Raw genomic sequence first — 17,208 nt, forward strand, 5'->3', positions numbered from 1 at the left:
GGTGAATAAGAACTATTCTTATTGAGTGTAGCACCGAAGCCTTGCGTTTCCGTGGCTAGACCACGGGCGTGGCGTGGGCGGGGCGCTCCGCGGCGGGCGCTTGTGGCGCCTGCGCGGTGTGCCGCGGCGTGGCGTTCAGCAGCGCCTGGCCGATCTCGTCGGAGCGGATGGCGGTGACCGACAGCAGCGTGTCGCTCAGGCCGTGGCTGGTCTCGCAGGCGCCCTGCAGGAAGATGCCCGGGCGCAGCGCCGGCGTGCCCTGCACGCGGTAGTCGCGGTCGACCGAGAAATCGCCCAGGTAGGGCTCCAGCGGCGCCAGCAGCGTGCGGTGCGCGTCGCGCGCGTAGCCGGTGGCGAGCACCACGGCGTCGTAGGCCTTGTCGTGGCGCGCGCCGGTGTTCAGGTCGTGCAGCGACAGGTGGATGCCGTCCTGCGCGGCGCGCACGGCCGACACCTCGTGCCGCCGCAGGAAGCTGTGGCGCGTCGAGCCGGCCACGCGCTGGCGGTAGAACACGTTGAAGATCTGCTGGATCAGCTCCAGGTCGGGCGCGGCGTAGTTGGTGTGCCAGAACTCCTCGAGCAGCTCGGCGCGCTCGTTCACCGAGCGGTTGAACACGAAGTCGGTGAAGTCGGTGTTGAAGATCTCGTTCACGAACGGGCTGTCGTCCGAGGGCTTGATGGAGCGCGCCCGCATGATCAGGTCGACCTGCGGCTTGGCCGGGTGCAACTGCAGGTCCATGAAGATCTCGGCCGCGCTCTGGCCCGCGCCCACGATGGCGATGCGGTCGGCGCCGGGGTGGCGGGCAATGGCTTCCAGGTAGGTGCTCGAATGGAACACGCGGCCGTCGTCGCGCAGCGGCTGGAAGCGCGCCGGGATGTTGGCCACGCCGCCCACGCTCACCACCAGGTTGCGCGCCAGGCGCTCGCGCACCGCGCCGTTGGCGTCGCGCGAGCGCACGCGCAGCAGCGAGACCTCGTTGCCCTTCATCTCGGGCACCACCTCGAACACGGCCTCGCCGTAGGCGCAGCGGTCTTCGAACTGCGCCGCGGCCCAGCCCAGGTAGTCGTTGAACTCGTGGCGGCTCGGGAAGAAGGTCTTGAGGTTGATGAAGTCCTGCAGGCGCTGTTTCTCGTGCAGGTAGTTCAGGAAGGTGAAGCGGCTGGACGGATTGCGCAGCGTGGCCAGGTCCTTCAGGAACGAGATCTGCATGTGCGCGTTGTCCAGCAACATGTTGCGGTGCCAGACGAAGCCCGGCTGCTTCTCGATGAACAGCGCATCGACGAAGTGGCCCTTCTGGCGCTTCTCGTCGAGCGCGATGGCCAGTGCGATGTTGGACGGGCCGAAGCCGACGCCGATCAGGTCATGGATTTGCATGGATGTCCTCCAGGGATGGCTCGTGTCGACGAGCCGGGGCCGGCGAAGCGGCGGTGGGGTCGGCGCGCGGAATCCACAGCGCCTCGCCGAAGAAACGCTCGCGCCACAGCACGCCCAGCAGGGCGCGCTTGTGCGGAAAGTCGAACTCCTTCACATGGGCGTAGCCGCAGCGGCCCAGGCTCCGGATCATTTTTTCGTTGTCGGCGCGCGGCTCGATCACCAGGCGCTGCGTGCGCGGGTCGTCCAGGAACAGGTAGTGCGACACCGACGGCATCCAGGCCGTGAGAAAGGGCTTGCCGCGAAAGCGTGCCTCGCCCACCAGCGCGTGCCAGCCGCGGTCGTGGTCGGCCGCGTCGTAGAAGGGCGCGATGCGGTCTTCCTTCGCCCAGTAGGCCTCGAAGTAGCCGAAGGCCTCGCCATCGAAGCGGCCGACGAGGCCGGTCACGCGCGGGTCGGCCGCGATGCCTTCGAGGTACTGGCGGTGGCGCGCGAGGTCGCCTTCCTCTTCCCAGAAATGCGCGACCACGGGGTCGTTCATCCAGCGGTTGAAGGCGGGCAGGTCGCGTTCGATGTCGACCGTGTCGAGCGTGAGCGTCTGGCCCAGCCACGGGATGTGGCGGCGGTACACGGTGCCTTGCGGCTTGGCGGGGCGCAGCGGATGGCGCTTGCCCTGCGTGACGACGAAGCGCTGCGCGAAGGGCTCGCGCGGCTGCGGCAGCCAGGCACGTGGCCATTGCCAGAAGGCTTCGCGCGCGACCGTGGGCAGCGCGCCCTCGGCCGGCGTGACGATGCCCGCGTCCACCAGCCGCGTGCCGGTCGGCAGCGGCGACTGCAGCGCGAGCTGCCGCGCGGCCGGGTGGCGCTGGAAGGCCGCCTCGATCGCCGCCAGCAGGTGCGCTTCGTCAGGCTCGCCCGCGCAGGCGCCCAGCCATTCGAGGCGCGGCGTGCCGGGCTGCGCGCGCAGGGCCCAGGTGCTGCCGTGGCGGTCGCCGTCGTGCGGCGTGACCTTGAGCACGGTGCCTTCCAGCCGGACGTCCAGCACCCGGCCTTCGGGATGCGCGTGAAAGCGCCATGCAGTGTCGTGGGCGGTCAAGCAAAACCTCCGGGGTGTGGTCGATGTGTGGGATGCAGAAGGAAGACGCGGGCTGCGGCCGGATGTTTAGTCGGCGGTGCTTGCACAGCGCTCCCGTTCGAACTCGGGCGAGAGCGGGCACGCGCCGCAGTAGTCCAGCCGCGGCACGAGGTAGTAGAGGCAGCACTGGCGGTGCAGCGTGACCGGCGGCGCGCTGCGATCGGCCACGCGCACGCCGCGGCGCGCGGGCATGAACATCGGGTTGTCGCGCAGCGTGCCGCACGGTTGCGGCCAGGTCGGGCGTTGCAGCAGGTGCTCGAGGTCGGCGGCCACGGCGGGCGCCTGGCCGCTCATGCGCAGGCCTTCTTCCAGCACCGGCTCGAGGTAGCGCACGGCGTTGCCCCAGAGGATCTTGGGCGCCAGCCGCGTGAGCTGCGTCAGCCGCGCGAACAGGGGCGCCAGGTGCGTCCACAGCAGCACGTCGTAGCGCGCGGCCGTATCGGTGCCGGGGCGCGGCGTGCCGAGCTCGACGATGTGGAAGCACTCCGGGTCGCCGTCTGCGTCATCGAGCGACACCCAGACCTGCTCGGGCGTGACGGGAAAACCGTGCTGCAGCAGGCTCGCCGCGGCGGCCACGGGCGGCAGCAGCGCGTGCAGGTAGTTCATGCTCCAAGCGGAAGCGACTGCGCGCAGATCGCGCTCCGGCATGTTCAGCGTGCGCGCCTTCAGGCGCAGCAGCGCCAGCAGGCGCGGCGGGTCGGCCAGCAGGTCGGCCACGCGCACGGCGTCGGGCGGCGGGTGCGGAGCACAGGCCAGCGTTTCGCCGTAGGGCGCCCACTCGCCCTGGAAGATCGGCGCGAGCAACGGGATCACGGGGCGGGGCCGAAGGTGGCGTGAAGAAGAAGGCGCACAGGCATGCAGCAGAAGACGCGCCGGCGGGCCGGAAATTTAGTCCGCGCAGGCCCCGCACCTAAACAGCGTGCCCCACGGAGCGTCTACTCACTCATCGACAGCAGTGCAGGCGTGCGAATCCCCATGAGCTTCCCGAGACACCGTCCCTCCGATCCGGCCTTCAGCATGGCCTGGCGGCTTTTTCGCGAGCTGCACGACGCACCGTCGCCCGAGCGCGCCGAACAGCTTGTGGCCTGGCTCGGCCAGGACCCGGGCCATGTGCGCGCGCTCGACGAGGCCCTGACGTTGTGGGCCCTGGCCGGCGCCTCGGTGGTGGAGGCCGCGCGCGAGGCGGGCGCGCAGCCGCTGCTGCAATAGGCGGCGCCCGTCGGTCTCGGTTTCCTAAACAAGCGGCCGCGTCGAACGTCATTGCAAGGAGCCCGTCTCCCTTTGCAACGAACCGTCCGCCGCATGAACCTCACACCCGCCAGCGCCCCCGCGTCCGAACTCGTCCGGCTGTTGCGGCCCTACTTCCCGTGGATCGCGCTGTCGACCGTGACCGGCATCGGCGCGGGCATCGCGACCGTCGCGCTGCTGGCGACCATCAACCAGGTGCTGCATCGCCCCGGCGGCCTGGCCGGCGGGCTGCTGCTGACCTTCATCGGCCTGTGCGTGGTGGCGCTGGTCGGGCGCGCCACCTCCGACATGTCGAACAACGTGGTCGGCCAGCGGCTCGTGGCGCAAGTGCGCAAGAGCCTGGCGCTGAAGATCCTCGCCGCGCCGATCGATGCGCTTGAGCGTTACCGCATGCACCGCCTGATGCCCGTGCTCACGCAGGACGTCGACATGATCAGCGACGTGGCCTTCATGCTGGCCTCGACCATGATCGCGCTGGCCGTTTCCCTTGGTTGCCTGGGTTACCTGGCGTGGCTTTCGCCGCCGCTGTTCGGCCTGCTGCTGGGGGCGCTGCTCGTGGGCATCACCGTGCAGAGCCTGGCGCATGCGCGCGGCATCTCGGGTTTCTTCAAGGCGCGCGAGCAGGAAGAGGCGCTGCACAAGGCCTACCGCGGTATCAGCGAAGGCGCGAAGGAGCTGCGCATGCACCGCGCGCGCCGCGCCAAGGTGTACGAGCAGCAGGTGGCGCACACGGTCGAGCGCATCCACGACATCAACCGCCGCGCCATCAACATCTTCGTGCTGGCCTCGTCCTTCGGCTCGGCGCTGTTCTTTCTGCTGATTGCACTCATCCTCGGCTGGGCCGCATTCCGCGACACCGCGCCGGTCGTGCTCAGCGGCTTCGTGCTGGTGCTGCTGTTTTTGAAGGGGCCGCTCGACCAGGTGGTGGCGGCGCTGCCGCACCTGGGGCGCGCGAAGGTGGCCTTCGAGCGCATCGGTGACCTGTCGGCCCGCTTCGCCACGCCCGAGCCGCACCTGGACCTGCACGCGCCGCCCGCCACGCCGGTGCTGCACGACGCCATCGAGCTGCGCGGCGCGCGCTATGCGTTCCCGGCGGTGGAGGGCGCGGAGCCCTTCGTGCTCGGCCCGGTGGATTTGCGCATCGGCCGCCGCGAGATCGTCTTCATCGTCGGCGACAACGGCTCGGGCAAGACCACGCTCATCAAGCTGCTGCTGGGCCTGTACGCGCCGGTGGATGGCGAGCTGCTGCTCGACGGCAAGGCCGTGACGCCGCAGACGCGCGACGACTACCGCCAGCTCTTCACCACCGTGTTCTCCGACTTCTACCTGTTCGAAGACCTCGTGGCCGGCGAAGAGGGCGGCCACCAGGCGCTGCCCGAAACCGCCTTGCCCTACCTGCAACGGCTGGAGATCGCGCACAAGGTGTCGGTGAAGAACGGCGCCTTCAGCACCACCGACCTCTCGACCGGCCAGCGCAAGCGGCTGGCGCTGGTGCACGCGTACCTCGAAGGCCGGCCGGTGCTGGTGTTCGACGAATGGGCGGCCGACCAGGACCCGGCCTTTCGCCATCTGTTCTACACCGAGCTGCTGCCCGAGCTGCGCGCCAAGGGGCACTCGCTGGTGGTCATCTCGCACGACGATCGCTACTTTCACGTGGCCGACCGCATCGTCCACATGAAGGCCGGGCGCATCGCACAGGCCACCGAGGCGCCGGCACCGAGCCTCGCGGCTTGACCCGTTCGCGAAGCGGGTGCTAGTGTGGGGTTCGCTTCGAACGAACCTCCACAACAGAAAGAACAGGCTTCCTCATGCACCTTCGCTCCACCCCGCGTTCATGGACGCGCGCCGCCTGCCAGGGCGCCGTTCTGGCCAGTGCCTTGCTCGCCGCCAACGCCATGGCCCAGAAGCCGCACCAGGGCGTGCTCGACGCCGCCACGCAGCAAAAGGACGAGACGCTGCAGCTGCTGGAGCGCATGGTCAACATCGACTCGGGCTCGACCAACACCGAGGGCCTGGCCAAGGTGCGCGAGATGGTGGCGGACGAACTGCGCAAGCTCGACGCGCGCATCGAGAGCTTTCCCGCCGAGCCGCACCCGGGCACCAACCTGGTCGCGACGCTGACGGGGCAGGGCAAGAAGAAGATATTGATCCTGGCCCACATCGACACCGTGTTCAAGGACGGCACGGCCGCGGCCAAGCCCTTCTACATCAAGGACGGCCGCGCCTACGGCCCGGGCGTGATGGACAACAAGGGCGGTGTCGTGGCCGGCCTGCAGGCGCTGAAGATCCTGCAGAAGATCGGCTTCAAGGACTACGGCCAGATCACCTTCCTGATCGACACCAACGAAGAGACGGGCTCGGTCGGCACCAGCGCGCTCATCGAGCGCGTGGCCAAGCAGCACGACGTGGCACTGAACCTCGAGCCGGGTCGCCCGGCCGACGGCCTCGTGGTCGAGCGCAAGGGCTCGGCCACGGCACTCATCGAGGTGAAGGGGCTCGCGTCGCACGCGGGCGTTGCGCCCGAGGCGGGCCGCAACGCGGCCATGGAAGTCGCGCACCAGGTGCTGCAACTGTCGAAGGTGGCCGATGCGGCGAAGAAGACCACGGTCAACTTCACGGTGCTCACGGCCAACGGACCGACCAACGTGATCCCTGCGTCGGCCAGCGCCAAGGGCGACGTGCGCGCCGCCACGTCCGAGGAGCTCGACCGCGTCGAGAAGGACCTCACGCGCATCGCGCAGAACAAGCTCATCCCCGAGACAGAGGTGCGCGTGCGCCTCGTGCGCGGCCTGCCGCCGATGCCGCGCTCGCCCGCATCGGACAAGCTCGTGCGCATGGCCGAGGGCATCTACGGCGAGATCGGCAAGAAGCTCACCATCGAGAGCAGCGGCGGCGCCGCCGACGCCAGCCTCGTGGCCGGTGTCGGCGTGCCGGTGCTCGACGGCTTCGGCATCGTGGGCGGCGGCATCCACACGCCGGAGGAATACGCCGAGGTCGAGAGCGTGGTGCCGCGGCTTTATCTGCTGTCGCGGATGCTCATGGACTTGAGCGCGAACTGATTTCGGTTCCTGGGGACGCTGGCGTGGAGTGCCAGCGTCAGGTTTTCTCGAGCTCCAACTTCAGATCGCTCGCCTTGAAGGTTTGCGGTGAGTAGCGTTTGCCGGAGAGCCGCGACAGTGCATCGACGAGCACCTGTATTTGCGATTCATCGAAGTCCGCCTTGTCGCGCTGCTGGGGGTCGCGCAATTGAGTCGAGGATGTTTCGATCTTGGTTGCAACCGCGGCGAGCGCATTGACGGTTACCGCATCCAGGGCCTTCTTGTCACTCTTGGTGCCGTCGGGCCATTTCACGCTCTGTGCGAAATCGATCAACTTCTTCGCGTCTCGATAGCGCTGGTTCTTGTTGACGCTGGCTTTCAGCGCATCGATGACCGCGACGCGCTCGGCGGTGGAAGCCTGGGCCTCGGAAGAGAGTTTGGCGGTAAATGCAGCGAAGGTGTTGGCGGGGTCGAGTGTGGCCTCCTCCTTGGCGCGATTGATCTGCACCGTGAGGTAGGTGCGATTCTTCAGCACTGAATTGCATGTCGTGTCTTCGTAGATCCGCCCATTTTTCTGGTTGAACCACCAGCGTGTCCAGGGATGCGTTGAACTGCTCCCAGAGCCACCCGAGTCCGCGAATGGCATGCGCACGAACGCGTAGTTGCCGTATTCCAGCCGACCGGAATGCAGTGAATTGATCTGCTCCGCGCCCGGGAGCAACGAGGCGTGGTACTTGAACTCGATGTCGCTCTTGTTGGCTTTGAGCAAGCCGCCGCCGATCGTGTCGAGCACCTTCAGCACTGGCGATGCTGGCGGATAGGCCACGGCGCCCAGGCTGGCCGCTGCGGTGAGCAGGCCCGAGATTTCCGTGTTCTCCTTGATGTCGAGCTCCATGATGTAGAACTCCAGGAGCAGAGGTTTGCCGTGGTATTCGATGGGCCCGTAGATGGGCAACTGGCTGAAATTCAGGTACTGCCCAGGCGCGACGCCTTCCGAGTAGTAGATGAGGCGGCCACGATCCCTTCCGGCAACACTGAAATCGAAATCGGTCTGGGCGTCTTGCTCTGCGATGCGTGCAACGATGGCGATCTCGCCGCGCTTCTTGAAGCCGAGCAGACTGGCACCGCGCTCGACGAACTCGTTGATGAAGACCTGGCTCAGATGAACCGTGATCACGTCGCCCTTTTGTATGGCGGGGTGCTGGTTCTGTGTGACCGCACTACATCTCTCGCCAGTGGCCCGAATGTCATAGGACTGAGCGTCCGTGTCTGCGGAAAAATCGTTGCCGCACACCGATTGGTATTTCCTGACGAACGGGACGCAGGAATTGGCGATGCTCCAGTGCGCCTTCGCGTAGTCATTGACGCCTTGGTCGTCGGCGGCGTTCGCAAAAGTGCAGGCCTGCACCAGCACGACGGCCGCTGCGCGCAGGATGCTTGCATTCTTCATGGCTTCCTCCTTGTGGTTCCACGTGGATGTCGAATCCGGCTTCGTGCGTGGAGGAGGGGACGGCGTGCGCTGTATCGCCGCAAGTGTGCGATCGCGTAATTTTTGTCGGCCCCCGCAACAACGCAGAGGGACTGTTCCAGTCGCCGGAAAGGTCAGGAATCCCACAAACGAGGGAGTCGCTCGAGCAACGGGTTCGGTACAGCCGTCGCCGATGCAGACGACGGCCCCGGCAGAGGCCCGATCGAGAGGGCCTCAGCCCCGCTTCGGAATGCCCAGGCCCTTCACCACCGCCGGCCGCGCCACGAAGGCCTCGAGCACGCGCGCGACGTTCTTGAACTCGCTGAAGCCCACGAGGTCGCCGGCCTCGTAGAAGCCGATCAGGTTGCGCACCCACGGGAAGGTGGCGATGTCGGCGATGGTGTACGTGTCACCCATGATCCAGGCGCGGTCGGCAAGGTGCTTGTCGAGCACGCCGAGCAGGCGCTTCGACTCGGCCACGTAGCGGTCGCGCGGACGCTTGTCTTCGTAGTCCTTGCCGGCGAACTTGTTGAAGAAGCCGAGCTGGCCGAACATCGGGCCGATGCCGCCCATCTGGAACATCACCCACTGGATGGTCTCGTAGCGGGCCGCCGCATCCTTCGGGATGAACTGGCCGGTCTTTTCTGCGATGTACAGCAGGATGGCGCCCGATTCGAACAGCGCCAGCGGCTGGCCGCCCGGGCCGTTGGGGTCGAGGATGGCGGGGATCTTGTTGTTCGGGTTGAGCGACAGGAACTCCGGCGACATCTGGTCCTGGGTCTCGAAGCTCACGAGGTGCGGCTCGTAGGGCAGGCCGGTTTCCTCCAGCAGGATCGACACCTTCACGCCATTGGGCGTGGGCAGCGAGTACAGCTGCAGGCGCTCGGGGTGCTGCGCGGGCCATTTCTTCGTGATGGGGAAGTGCGAGAGATCGGTCATGGGGAAAGTCCTTGGAATAGGGGCGACAACGGCGAGCGCCGGATTCTGCACGGCTCAGGCCGGCGGTGTGCGCGCATGGCCTTGCAGGCGCGGCAGCACCTCGCGGCCGAGCTCGTCGACCACGTCCTGCGCGGGCCGCCGGCTGCTGCGCACGAGGTTCAGCAGCACGTGGGCGACGCCGGCGTCTTCCATGCGGTCGAGGTAGTCGACGAGCGCATGGCGTCCGGCGCGCAGGCCGAGTTCGATGGGCTCGGCGGGCGCGTCGGCATCGTCCAGCAGGTCGAGCTGCAACGATTGAACGAAGGGCTTGGCCTCGCCGCCCGCGCGTTCGCGCAGCGCGGTCTGCCACAGGCCGATGCGACCCTGCTGGCGCGCTTCGTCGCGGTGGTAGGTGGCCCAGCCGTCGGCGTGGGCGGCGGTCCATTGCAGCGACTGGCGCGCCGAGCCCACCACCAGCATGCCGATGCGCGCGGTGGGCGCCGCCATGAGGTCGTGGCCGCCGGTGGCTTCGTGCAACGCAGTGCGCTCGTTCGCATCGGGCGAGAGCGCCGAGCGCACGAGGTTCCAGCGCTCGCGGAAGACGTCGCCGCGCAGCGCGATGTCCTGCTGGAAGATGGCGAACTCCGCCTCGCGGTCGCCCGAGCCCAGGCCGAGGATGAAGCGGTCGTTCGACAGGCGGTTGAGCGAGAGCGCGGCCTTGGCCACGTGCAGCGGATGGCGCAGCGGCAGCACGGCGGCGGCGGTGCCGAGCGCGATGCGCTGCGTGGCGGCGGACAGCGCGGTGAGCCAGATGAAGGGCTCGTCGAGCACCGCGGTCTCTTCGCCCTGCGGCACCATCACTGGCACATCGCGCGTCCACAGCGCGGCAAAGCCGAGCGTGTCGGCCAGCCGGGCCAATTGCAGTTCGGATGCGGGCTCGGCCATCGCGCCGTGCGGGCGCGCCAGCGGCGTCATCAGGCCCAGGGTGAGGCGTCCGGCGAGCAGCGTCTGCCGGTAGGCGGTGTTGAACGGCGCCATGGCGGCGTCAGGCGCGCCGCTTGCGGGAGGCCGGCGCGACGGGCGCAGCGAACAGCCGCTCGATCGATTGCCGCACGTCGGCCTGCATGTCTGCGATGGCCTTGGTGTCGCCCGAGAGGTGCTTGAGCAGCGCCTGCAGGAAGAGGCCGTCGAAGAGGGCGTAGCAGGCCGAGGGCGGCAGGCCCGGCGCCTGGCCGGAGAGTTCGGCGAAGCGGCTCATGATGCGCCAGATCATGTCTTCGAGGCTCTTGTCGATCTGCACCACGTCGTCGTGGAAGGCCGCTTCGAACAGCGCCTGCGAGCGCAGGTCGTACCAGAGCCGGTGCACGTGGCCTTCGCCCAGCAGCGTGTCGCCCAGGCTCTGCAGGAAGCCTTCCATGAGCTCGTCATACGTGGTGGCGGTGTCGACTGCGTGGTCGTAGCGCGTGACGCAGCGCGCCTTGTACTGCTTGACGCTGCAGACGATGAGGTCAACCTTGTCGCTGAAGTAGTAGTGCAGCACGCCATGCGAGAACTCGGAGTTCTGCGCGATCTCGCGCAGGCTGGTGCGCGCGTAGCCGAGCGTGGCCAGCGTGGTGAGGGCGGCTTCGCCGAGCTCGGCGCGGCGCTGCTCGAACTTGTCGGCCGGTGCCTTCTGCACCCGCCCGGCGTGCTTCTTTACCCGTGAATGAGTGGTCATTTCTAGCCAGGCCGCAGAGTGCCGGCCGCTGTGTTTCCTGGTGATTGCAAACCATAGCACGCGGCGTGGGAAATCCCTCCTACGTGCATTCCAGAGGCATTTTACGAAATTTGGGCAGTCGTCAAAAAAATTCTTGACACTCGTCAAGTCGATTCCTAGCATGGCCGCTCCATCTCATACACATATCCACAGGAGACAAGTGATGGCCAAGTTCGACTTGACGGGGCGCAAGGCCCTGGTGACGGGTGGTGCGCGCGGCATTGGCGCGGGCATCGCCCAGGCGTTGGCGCAGGCGGGTGCGTCGGTGATGATCGGCGACGTGCTCGCCGATCTGGGCAAGGAGACCGCGCAGCGGCTCTCCGCCGAAGGGGCGAAGGTGGGCTTCGTCCCGCTCGACGTCACGAAGGATGGCGACTGGGCCGCCGCCACCGAGGCCACGGTGAAGGCGCTGGGCGGCTTCGACATCCTGGTGAACAACGCCGGCATCGAGATCACCTCGCTGGTGGTCGACGTCGACGGCGACGACCTGCGCCGCATGCTCGACGTGAACGTGGCCGGCACGCTGCTGGGCATGAAGCACGCCTTTCGCTCGATGCGCCCCGGCGGCAGCGCGGGCGGCGGCGGGGCGGTGGTCAACATCGCGTCGGTCGCGGCCACCATCGCCTTTCCCGCCATCGCCGGTTATTCGGCCACCAAGTCGGCGGTCGACCGCGCCACGCGCGTGGCGGCCATGGAGTCCGGCAAGCTGGGCTACGGCGTGCGCGTCAACTGCATCTACCCCGGCCTCGTGCCCACCGACATGGGCATGAAGCTCGCCAACGACATCGTGGCCGCGGGGCTGGCGCCCAGCGTCGAGGCCGCCGTGGGCGACGTCATCGGCCAGACGCCGCTGGGCCGCCTCGGCGAGATCGGCGACATGGCCGACGTGGTGGTCTTCCTCTGCTCCGACGCCGCCCGGTTCATCACCGGCGCGGGCCTCGCGGTGGACGGCGGCATGGGCATGTGAGCGATCAACAAGGAGCAAGAAACATGAGCAGCAAGAAGAAACCCGTCATCGTCTACGGCGCCTCCGGCTACACCGGGCGCCTGGTCTGCGAGTACCTGCGCGAGTACCACATCCCCTTCATCGCGGCGGGCCGCAGCGCGGAAAAGCTCGAGGCCGCGATGAAGTCGAACGTGCCCGGCATCGAGACCGCGGACTACGAAGTGGTCGAGGTCGCGCACACGGTTGAAGCGCTCACCGAGCTCTTCACTGGCGCCTCGGTGGTGCTCAACACGGTGGGGCCGTTCGCCAAGTTCGGCCCCGAGGTGGTCGATGCCTGCCTGGCCGCCGGCTGCCACTACACCGACACCACCGGCGAGCAAGACTGGCTCATCACGCTCGACCAGAAATACGGCGCCAAGTTCGCGGCGGCCGGCCTGCTGCTCTCGCCCGGCCTGGCGCAGATGTACACCACCGGCGAAATCGCGGCGCAGCTGTGCCTGGAAACGCCCGGCCTGGACACGCTCGACATCGCCGTGTTCTGGGGCGGCAGCCCGACCATCGCGTCGACGCAGACCATCCTGGTGAACGCGGCCACCTCCAAGGCCTTCTACCTGGAGCAGAACCAGTACGTCGAATGGCAGCCCGACGCGGGCCTGTACCACCTGTCGATTCCCGGCCAGCACGAAGCCGCACTGGCCTTGCCCTGGGGCGGCACCTCGCACCCGGTGTGGTTCAAGCGCGATCCGCGCGTGGCCAACGTGAAGGTGCTCGGCGGCGTCTTCAACAAGCCGCTGATGCTGGGCGTGCCGCAGATCGTGGCCGCCGCGCTCAAGGCCACCGAAGGCATGAACGACGAAGACCGCTATGCCGCGCTGGCCCAGACGGCTGCGGGCGTGATGAACACCATGCCGCCGCGCGAGAACCCGCGCATCAACAAGTCGGTCGATTCGGTGCATGCCTCCGGTCCGCTGGGGCGCGCGCATTGCGTGATCTTCGGCAACTGCAACTACAAGCAGACCGGCCTGCTGCAGGCCTATGCCGCGGCCTCGCTGCTGCAGCAGGCGCCGCGCCGCGCGGGCTTTGCCTCGGGCTGCCAGGCCTTCGGGCACCGCGAGCTGCTGGGCGCGCTGCGCAGCTTCGGGCTGGTGCAGGAACCCGTGCTCACGCGGATGGGCTGACGCGCATGCGCCTCGTCGACTACCTCGACAAAGGCGCCCAGCAGGGCGCCGATTCGCCGTGCCTCACCATGGGCGACGCCGACCTGAGCTACGGCCAGGTGCAACGCATCAGCTGGCGCGTGGCGCGCGGCCTGCAGCGCGCGGGCATCCAGCCCGGGGACAAGGTGGCGGTGCTCTCGAGCAACGACGCCTTGGCCTTCGCCACGGTGTTCGGCATCTCGCGCGCCGGTGGCGTGTGGTGCCCGATCAACCCGCGCAACGAAGCCAGCGAGAACGCCTTCGTGCTCGACGCCTTCGATTGCGCGTGCCTCGTGTTCCACAGCAACTACGCGCCCATGGTCGAGCAGATGCGCGCGCAGCTGCCGAAACTGAAGGCGCTGGTGTGCCTCGACCAGCAGCAGGCCTTCGCGCCCGCCATGGACGAATGGCTCGACGGGCTGGACGATGCGCCGATCGACATCGCACCGCCCGACGACGTGGCCATGATCGCCGGCACCGGCGGCACCACCGGCCAGCCCAAGGGCGTGATGCTCTCGGGCGGCAACCTGGAGGCCATGTCGGCGCTGACCCTCATGGGCTACCCGTTCGAAGGCCGGCCCGTGTACCTGGCGCTCGCGCCGCTCACGCATGCGGCCGGCGTGCTGTGCCTGCCCGTGATGGCGCTGGGCGGGCGCGTGGTCATCATGCCCAAGCCCGACCTGAGCGAGTTCCTTTCGCTCATCGAGCGCCGGCGCGTCACCCACACCTTCCTGCCGCCGACGCTGATCTACATGCTGCTGCAGCACCCCGAACTGGCGCAGACGAAGCGCGATTCGCTGCAGTGCTTCTGGTACGGCGCCGCGCCCATGTCGGCCGCGCGGCTCGAAGAGGCGCTCGACAAGATCGGCCCCGTCATGGCCCAGCTCTTCGGCCAGACCGAGGCGCCGATGATGGTCTCGATGATGCCGCCGCGCGACCACTTCAACGCCGACGGCTCGGTGGCGCGCCAGCGCCTGGCCTCGGCGGGGCGGCCCGGGCCGCTGGTGCAGGTCGGCATCATGAACGGCGAGGGCGCCTTGCTGCCCACGGGCGAAAGCGGCGAGATCGTGGTGCGCGGCTCGCTCGTGATGCGCGGCTACTACAAGGACCCGAAGGCCACGCAGGAGGCCTCGCGCCACGGCTGGCACCACACGGGCGACATCGGCTACCTCGACGCCGACGGCTTCCTGTACATCGTCGACCGCGCCAAGGACATGATCATCTCGGGCGGCTTCAACGTCTACTCCGCCGAGGTGGAGCAGGTGCTGATGCAGCACCCCGACGTGCAGGACAGCGCCGTCGTCGGCCTGCCCGACGAGAAGTGGGGCGAGCGCGTGGTGGCGGTGCTGCAGTTGCATGCGGGCCGCAGCGTGGACGCCGAGGCGATCAAGACCTTCGTCAAGTCGCGCATCGGCAGCGTGAAGGCACCCAAGCAGGTCGAGGTGTGGGCCGACCTGCCGCGCTCCAAGGTCGGCAAGGTGCTCAAGAAGGAAGTGCGGGCGTCGCTGCTGCAGAAGCTGTCGTCATCCTGATTCAGTCGCGCTGGTAGTGCCCCTGGTGCGCCTGGCGCAGCTCGAACTTCTGGATCTTGCCCGTCGAGGTCATCGGCAGCGCGAGCAGGAAGACGATGTCCTTGGGCACCTCGAAGCCGCCCAGGTGCTCCTTGCAGTGCGCCGTGAGCGTGGCTTCCGAGAACTCTGCCGGTGCATCGGGCCGGCGCGTGACGAAGGCCGTGATGGCTTCGCCCCAGCGCTCGTGCGGCAAGCCGACCACCGCCGCATTGAGCACGGCCGGGTGGCGCAGCAGCACCTCCTCGACCTTGAGCGAGGGCACGTTCTCGCCGCCCGACTTGACCATGTCCTTGAGCCGGTCGAGAAAGATCAGCTGCCCGTCGTCGTCCAGCTTGCCCAGGTCGCCCGAGTGGTGCCAGCCGAAGCGCTGCGCGTGCGCCGTGGCCTGCGGGTCCTTGTAGTAACCGAGCATCACGTTCGGTCCGCGAAAGACGATCTCGCCGACCTGGTTCGGTGCGAGCAGCTCGCCCTCGTCGCCCATCACCGCGACCTCGTTCACCAGCGTGCCCACGCCCCAGTACGAGCCGAAGCGCTCGCGCTGCTGGTGCGTTTCGAAGATGGTGGCGCCGGGGTACATCTCGGTCTGCCCCGAGGCCAGCGCGAAGTTCGGGCACAGCGCGTCGAGCAGGCGCAGCAGCAGCGTGCGCGACATCGGCGCCATCGCATACACGCACAGCCGCAAGCTCGACAGGTCGCGCGATTCGCGCTGCGGGTGGGCCAGCAGCGCGCCGTACATCATGGGCAGCCCGACCGTCACGGTGATCCTGTGGCGCTCGATGGCCGCGAGCATCGCGCCGGGGTCGAAGCCGCGCAGGATGACGTTCGTGCCGCCCACCGCGAGCGCCGACATCAGCACCGTGTGCTGCCCGCAATGAAAGAGCGGCAGCACGTTGCTCCACACGTCGTGGTGCGCGGGACCGCCGCCCCATTCGAGCATGTTGCTCTGGAGCACCGAGTGCACCGAGGCGTGCGAATGCATCACGCCCTTCTGCCGGCCGGTGGTGCCGCTCGTGTACATGATGAGCGCGAGCTGGTCGCTGTCGATGGCCACGTCGGGCAGCGTGGCGGGGCCCTGCGCGATGGCCTGCGCCACGGTGGGCACGCCGGGCGGCGGCGTGTCGCCGTCGAGCACGCACAGCAGCGGCGAGACGGCCGCGGTGTCGAGCAACTGGCGCAGTTCGGGTTTGGCGTGCAGCGCGGTGTCGATCACGAGGTGCCGCACCTCGGCATGTTCGAGGATGTAGCCGATGGCATCGACCGCGAGCGCCGTGTTGATCGGCACCCACACCAGCCCGGCCTTCTGGATGCCGAGCAGCGCGACCACCATCTCGATCGAGTTGTTGCACAGCATGGCCACGCGCTCGCCGCTTGCGAGGCCCAGGCCCAGCAGGTGGTGCGCGAAGCGGTTCGATGCGGCGTCGAGCTCGCGGTAGCTCATGCGGTGCTCGCCTTCGATGAGCGCGGTGCGCGCGCCGAAGCGCCGCGCGCTGCGGTGGATCACGTCGCCCAGCGCGATGCGGGCGATGCGTTGGAAGGAGGAGGGCGTGGGCTCGGGGCGGGCGGCGGGCATGGGGGCGTGTCTCCGGTCGTTGGGGGTGTTCGATCGGAGCGCAGACTAAGACCGGCACCGCCTGCCGGTCTTGCGAAGAGTGGCTATGCGGCGCCGGCCGCCCGCCGGGGCCGCGTCAGAAGCGGGCCTTGAGGAAGGCCGAGGGCCCCTGCAGCCGCACCTTGAGGCGCGAATCGGCAAAGCCGCCCTCGCGCGTGAGGTCGATGTTGGTCACGCCATACGACAGCACCAGGCCCACGTTCTTCACCGGAAACCACTCCACGCCGGCTGCGGCGTTGTAGATGTTGCCGTGGAGGCGACCGCTGCTTTTCCACACGCCGGAGGCGTCGGCGAACAGCCGGAGGTCGGGCGTGATCGCGTGGCGCACGCCGACCTCGAGCAGGGGCGCGATGGCGTTGTCGCTCGAGCGCTCGCTGACCGAACGCACCTGTCCGTTCACGCCGACCAGCGCGCTGGCACCGAGCGTCGCGCGGTAGTAGGCCGCGCCGGCGCCCAGGCCGAAGACGGTGTTGCCCGAGCCGAGCCACCACTTGTAGGCGAGCTTGGCGAAGTCGAGCTGGGCCGAGAGGTTCGCGTTGCCGATGGCGCTCAGCGAGCCGAAGCTGCCGAACGAGGTGTTGCCCGCCACCTGTCCTTCGTAGTCGCGCTTGTAGCGGTAGTAGTCGAAAGACAGGCCCTGGCTGTCGCCGATCAGCACGTCGGCCGAGATGCGCGGCATGGTCACGCGGCCCGGCTTGAGCTCGTTCGAGCGCAGCACGCCGTAGGGCGTTTCGACCGAGGCGCTGAACTTGGGATCGGCACTGAAGGCCCCCACCGAGAAGCTGAAACGGTCCAGCGCCGGCGAGGGCTCGGCCGCAGCAAAGGGCGCGAAGCAGAGAAGGGAGAGGGCGCCGGTTCCGGCCAGGGCGCCCAGGGCGCCGAATCTCGCGGTCCGGTCGAACGGACGCGAACGAAGCAACAGCATGAAAGAAATCCTTCGGGTGAAAGATG

General features: G+C 68.1%; 15 protein-coding genes. 6 read left to right on the forward strand and 9 right to left on the reverse strand.

Annotated elements, in window-relative coordinates:
• Window positions 1-55: 55 nt before the first annotated feature.
• From AC1RGU_RS12550 to fhuF, 3 genes are all read right to left on the reverse strand, one after another.
• A complete protein-coding gene (locus AC1RGU_RS12550) occupies window positions 56-1,375 on the reverse strand; it encodes a lysine N(6)-hydroxylase/L-ornithine N(5)-oxygenase family protein (protein WP_492699251.1) in 1,320 nt (439 codons plus the stop codon).
• The gene (locus AC1RGU_RS12555; RefSeq protein WP_492699253.1) at window positions 1,362-2,468 is read right to left on the reverse strand and encodes a GNAT family N-acetyltransferase; all 1,107 of its coding nucleotides are present in this window, start codon (window positions 2,466-2,468) and stop codon (window positions 1,362-1,364) included. Before AC1RGU_RS12555 ends, AC1RGU_RS12550 begins: the two co-directional genes overlap by 14 nt.
• Before the next feature lie 66 nt (window positions 2,469-2,534).
• Window positions 2,535-3,320 (reverse strand): siderophore-iron reductase FhuF, encoded by a 786-nt coding sequence (gene fhuF, locus AC1RGU_RS12560; protein ID WP_492699255.1) that lies wholly within the window; start codon window positions 3,318-3,320, stop codon window positions 2,535-2,537.
• 162 nt (window positions 3,321-3,482) lie between these two features.
• Between fhuF and AC1RGU_RS12565 the strand changes: the two genes are divergently transcribed.
• The 3 genes from AC1RGU_RS12565 to AC1RGU_RS12575 all read left to right on the forward strand — a co-directional run bounded on the left by AC1RGU_RS12565 (window position 3,483) and on the right by AC1RGU_RS12575 (window position 6,814).
• A complete protein-coding gene (locus AC1RGU_RS12565; protein WP_062469860.1) occupies window positions 3,483-3,716 on the forward strand; it encodes a hypothetical protein in 234 nt (77 codons plus the stop codon).
• A 93-nt stretch (window positions 3,717-3,809) separates the two neighbouring features.
• Window positions 3,810-5,489: a cyclic peptide export ABC transporter gene (locus AC1RGU_RS12570; RefSeq protein WP_492699257.1), complete on the forward strand. Its 1,680-nt coding sequence runs from the start codon at window positions 3,810-3,812 to the stop codon at window positions 5,487-5,489.
• A gap of 74 nt (window positions 5,490-5,563) precedes the next feature.
• On the forward strand, window positions 5,564-6,814 hold the full coding sequence (locus tag AC1RGU_RS12575; RefSeq protein ID WP_492699259.1) for a glutamate carboxypeptidase: 1,251 nt from the start codon (window positions 5,564-5,566) through the stop codon (window positions 6,812-6,814).
• 37 nt (window positions 6,815-6,851) lie between these two features.
• Here the strand turns inward: AC1RGU_RS12575 and AC1RGU_RS12580 are convergent, their stop codons facing one another.
• The 4 genes from AC1RGU_RS12580 to AC1RGU_RS12595 form a co-directional block, all read right to left on the reverse strand.
• Window positions 6,852-8,243, reverse strand: coding sequence for a hypothetical protein (locus AC1RGU_RS12580; protein WP_492699261.1), 1,392 nt, complete (start codon window positions 8,241-8,243; stop codon window positions 6,852-6,854).
• 252 nt (window positions 8,244-8,495) lie between these two features.
• On the reverse strand, window positions 8,496-9,200 hold the full coding sequence (locus tag AC1RGU_RS12585) for a glutathione S-transferase N-terminal domain-containing protein (protein WP_307637852.1): 705 nt from the start codon (window positions 9,198-9,200) through the stop codon (window positions 8,496-8,498).
• Window positions 9,201-9,254: 54 nt separating this feature from the next.
• Window positions 9,255-10,217, reverse strand: coding sequence for a TIGR03571 family LLM class oxidoreductase (locus AC1RGU_RS12590; protein ID WP_492699263.1), 963 nt, complete (start codon window positions 10,215-10,217; stop codon window positions 9,255-9,257).
• Between the two features lie 7 nt (window positions 10,218-10,224).
• On the reverse strand, window positions 10,225-10,896 hold the full coding sequence (locus AC1RGU_RS12595) for a TetR/AcrR family transcriptional regulator (RefSeq protein WP_139702901.1): 672 nt from the start codon (window positions 10,894-10,896) through the stop codon (window positions 10,225-10,227).
• Between the two features lie 202 nt (window positions 10,897-11,098).
• Between AC1RGU_RS12595 and AC1RGU_RS12600 the strand changes: the two genes are divergently transcribed.
• Genes AC1RGU_RS12600 through AC1RGU_RS12610 form a run of 3 tightly spaced genes read left to right on the forward strand, consistent with a single transcriptional unit; the run spans window position 11,099 to window position 14,609 of the window.
• On the forward strand, window positions 11,099-11,902 hold the full coding sequence (locus AC1RGU_RS12600) for an SDR family NAD(P)-dependent oxidoreductase (RefSeq protein WP_492684490.1): 804 nt from the start codon (window positions 11,099-11,101) through the stop codon (window positions 11,900-11,902).
• Between the two features lie 23 nt (window positions 11,903-11,925).
• Window positions 11,926-13,059, forward strand: a complete 1,134-nt coding sequence (locus AC1RGU_RS12605; protein ID WP_062469831.1) for a DUF5938 domain-containing protein — start codon at window positions 11,926-11,928, stop codon at window positions 13,057-13,059.
• A gap of 5 nt (window positions 13,060-13,064) precedes the next feature.
• Window positions 13,065-14,609 (forward strand): acyl-CoA synthetase, encoded by a 1,545-nt coding sequence (locus AC1RGU_RS12610; RefSeq protein ID WP_492699265.1) that lies wholly within the window; start codon window positions 13,065-13,067, stop codon window positions 14,607-14,609.
• 1 nt (window position 14,610) lies between these two features.
• On the opposite strand, the gene AC1RGU_RS12615 is transcribed toward AC1RGU_RS12610, so the two are convergent.
• Together AC1RGU_RS12615 and AC1RGU_RS12620 are read right to left on the reverse strand one after the other, a co-directional pair.
• Window positions 14,611-16,218 carry a class I adenylate-forming enzyme family protein gene (locus tag AC1RGU_RS12615; RefSeq protein WP_492699267.1) on the reverse strand — a complete coding sequence of 536 codons (1,608 nt, stop codon included), beginning with the start codon at window positions 16,216-16,218 and terminating at the stop codon, window positions 14,611-14,613.
• Between the two features lie 115 nt (window positions 16,219-16,333).
• Window positions 16,334-17,182 (reverse strand): hypothetical protein, encoded by an 849-nt coding sequence (locus AC1RGU_RS12620; RefSeq protein ID WP_492699269.1) that lies wholly within the window; start codon window positions 17,180-17,182, stop codon window positions 16,334-16,336.
• Window positions 17,183-17,208 lie beyond the last annotated feature (26 nt).

The sequence above is a fragment of the Variovorax sp. GW823-FHT02B07 genome, from assembly GCF_058797695.1.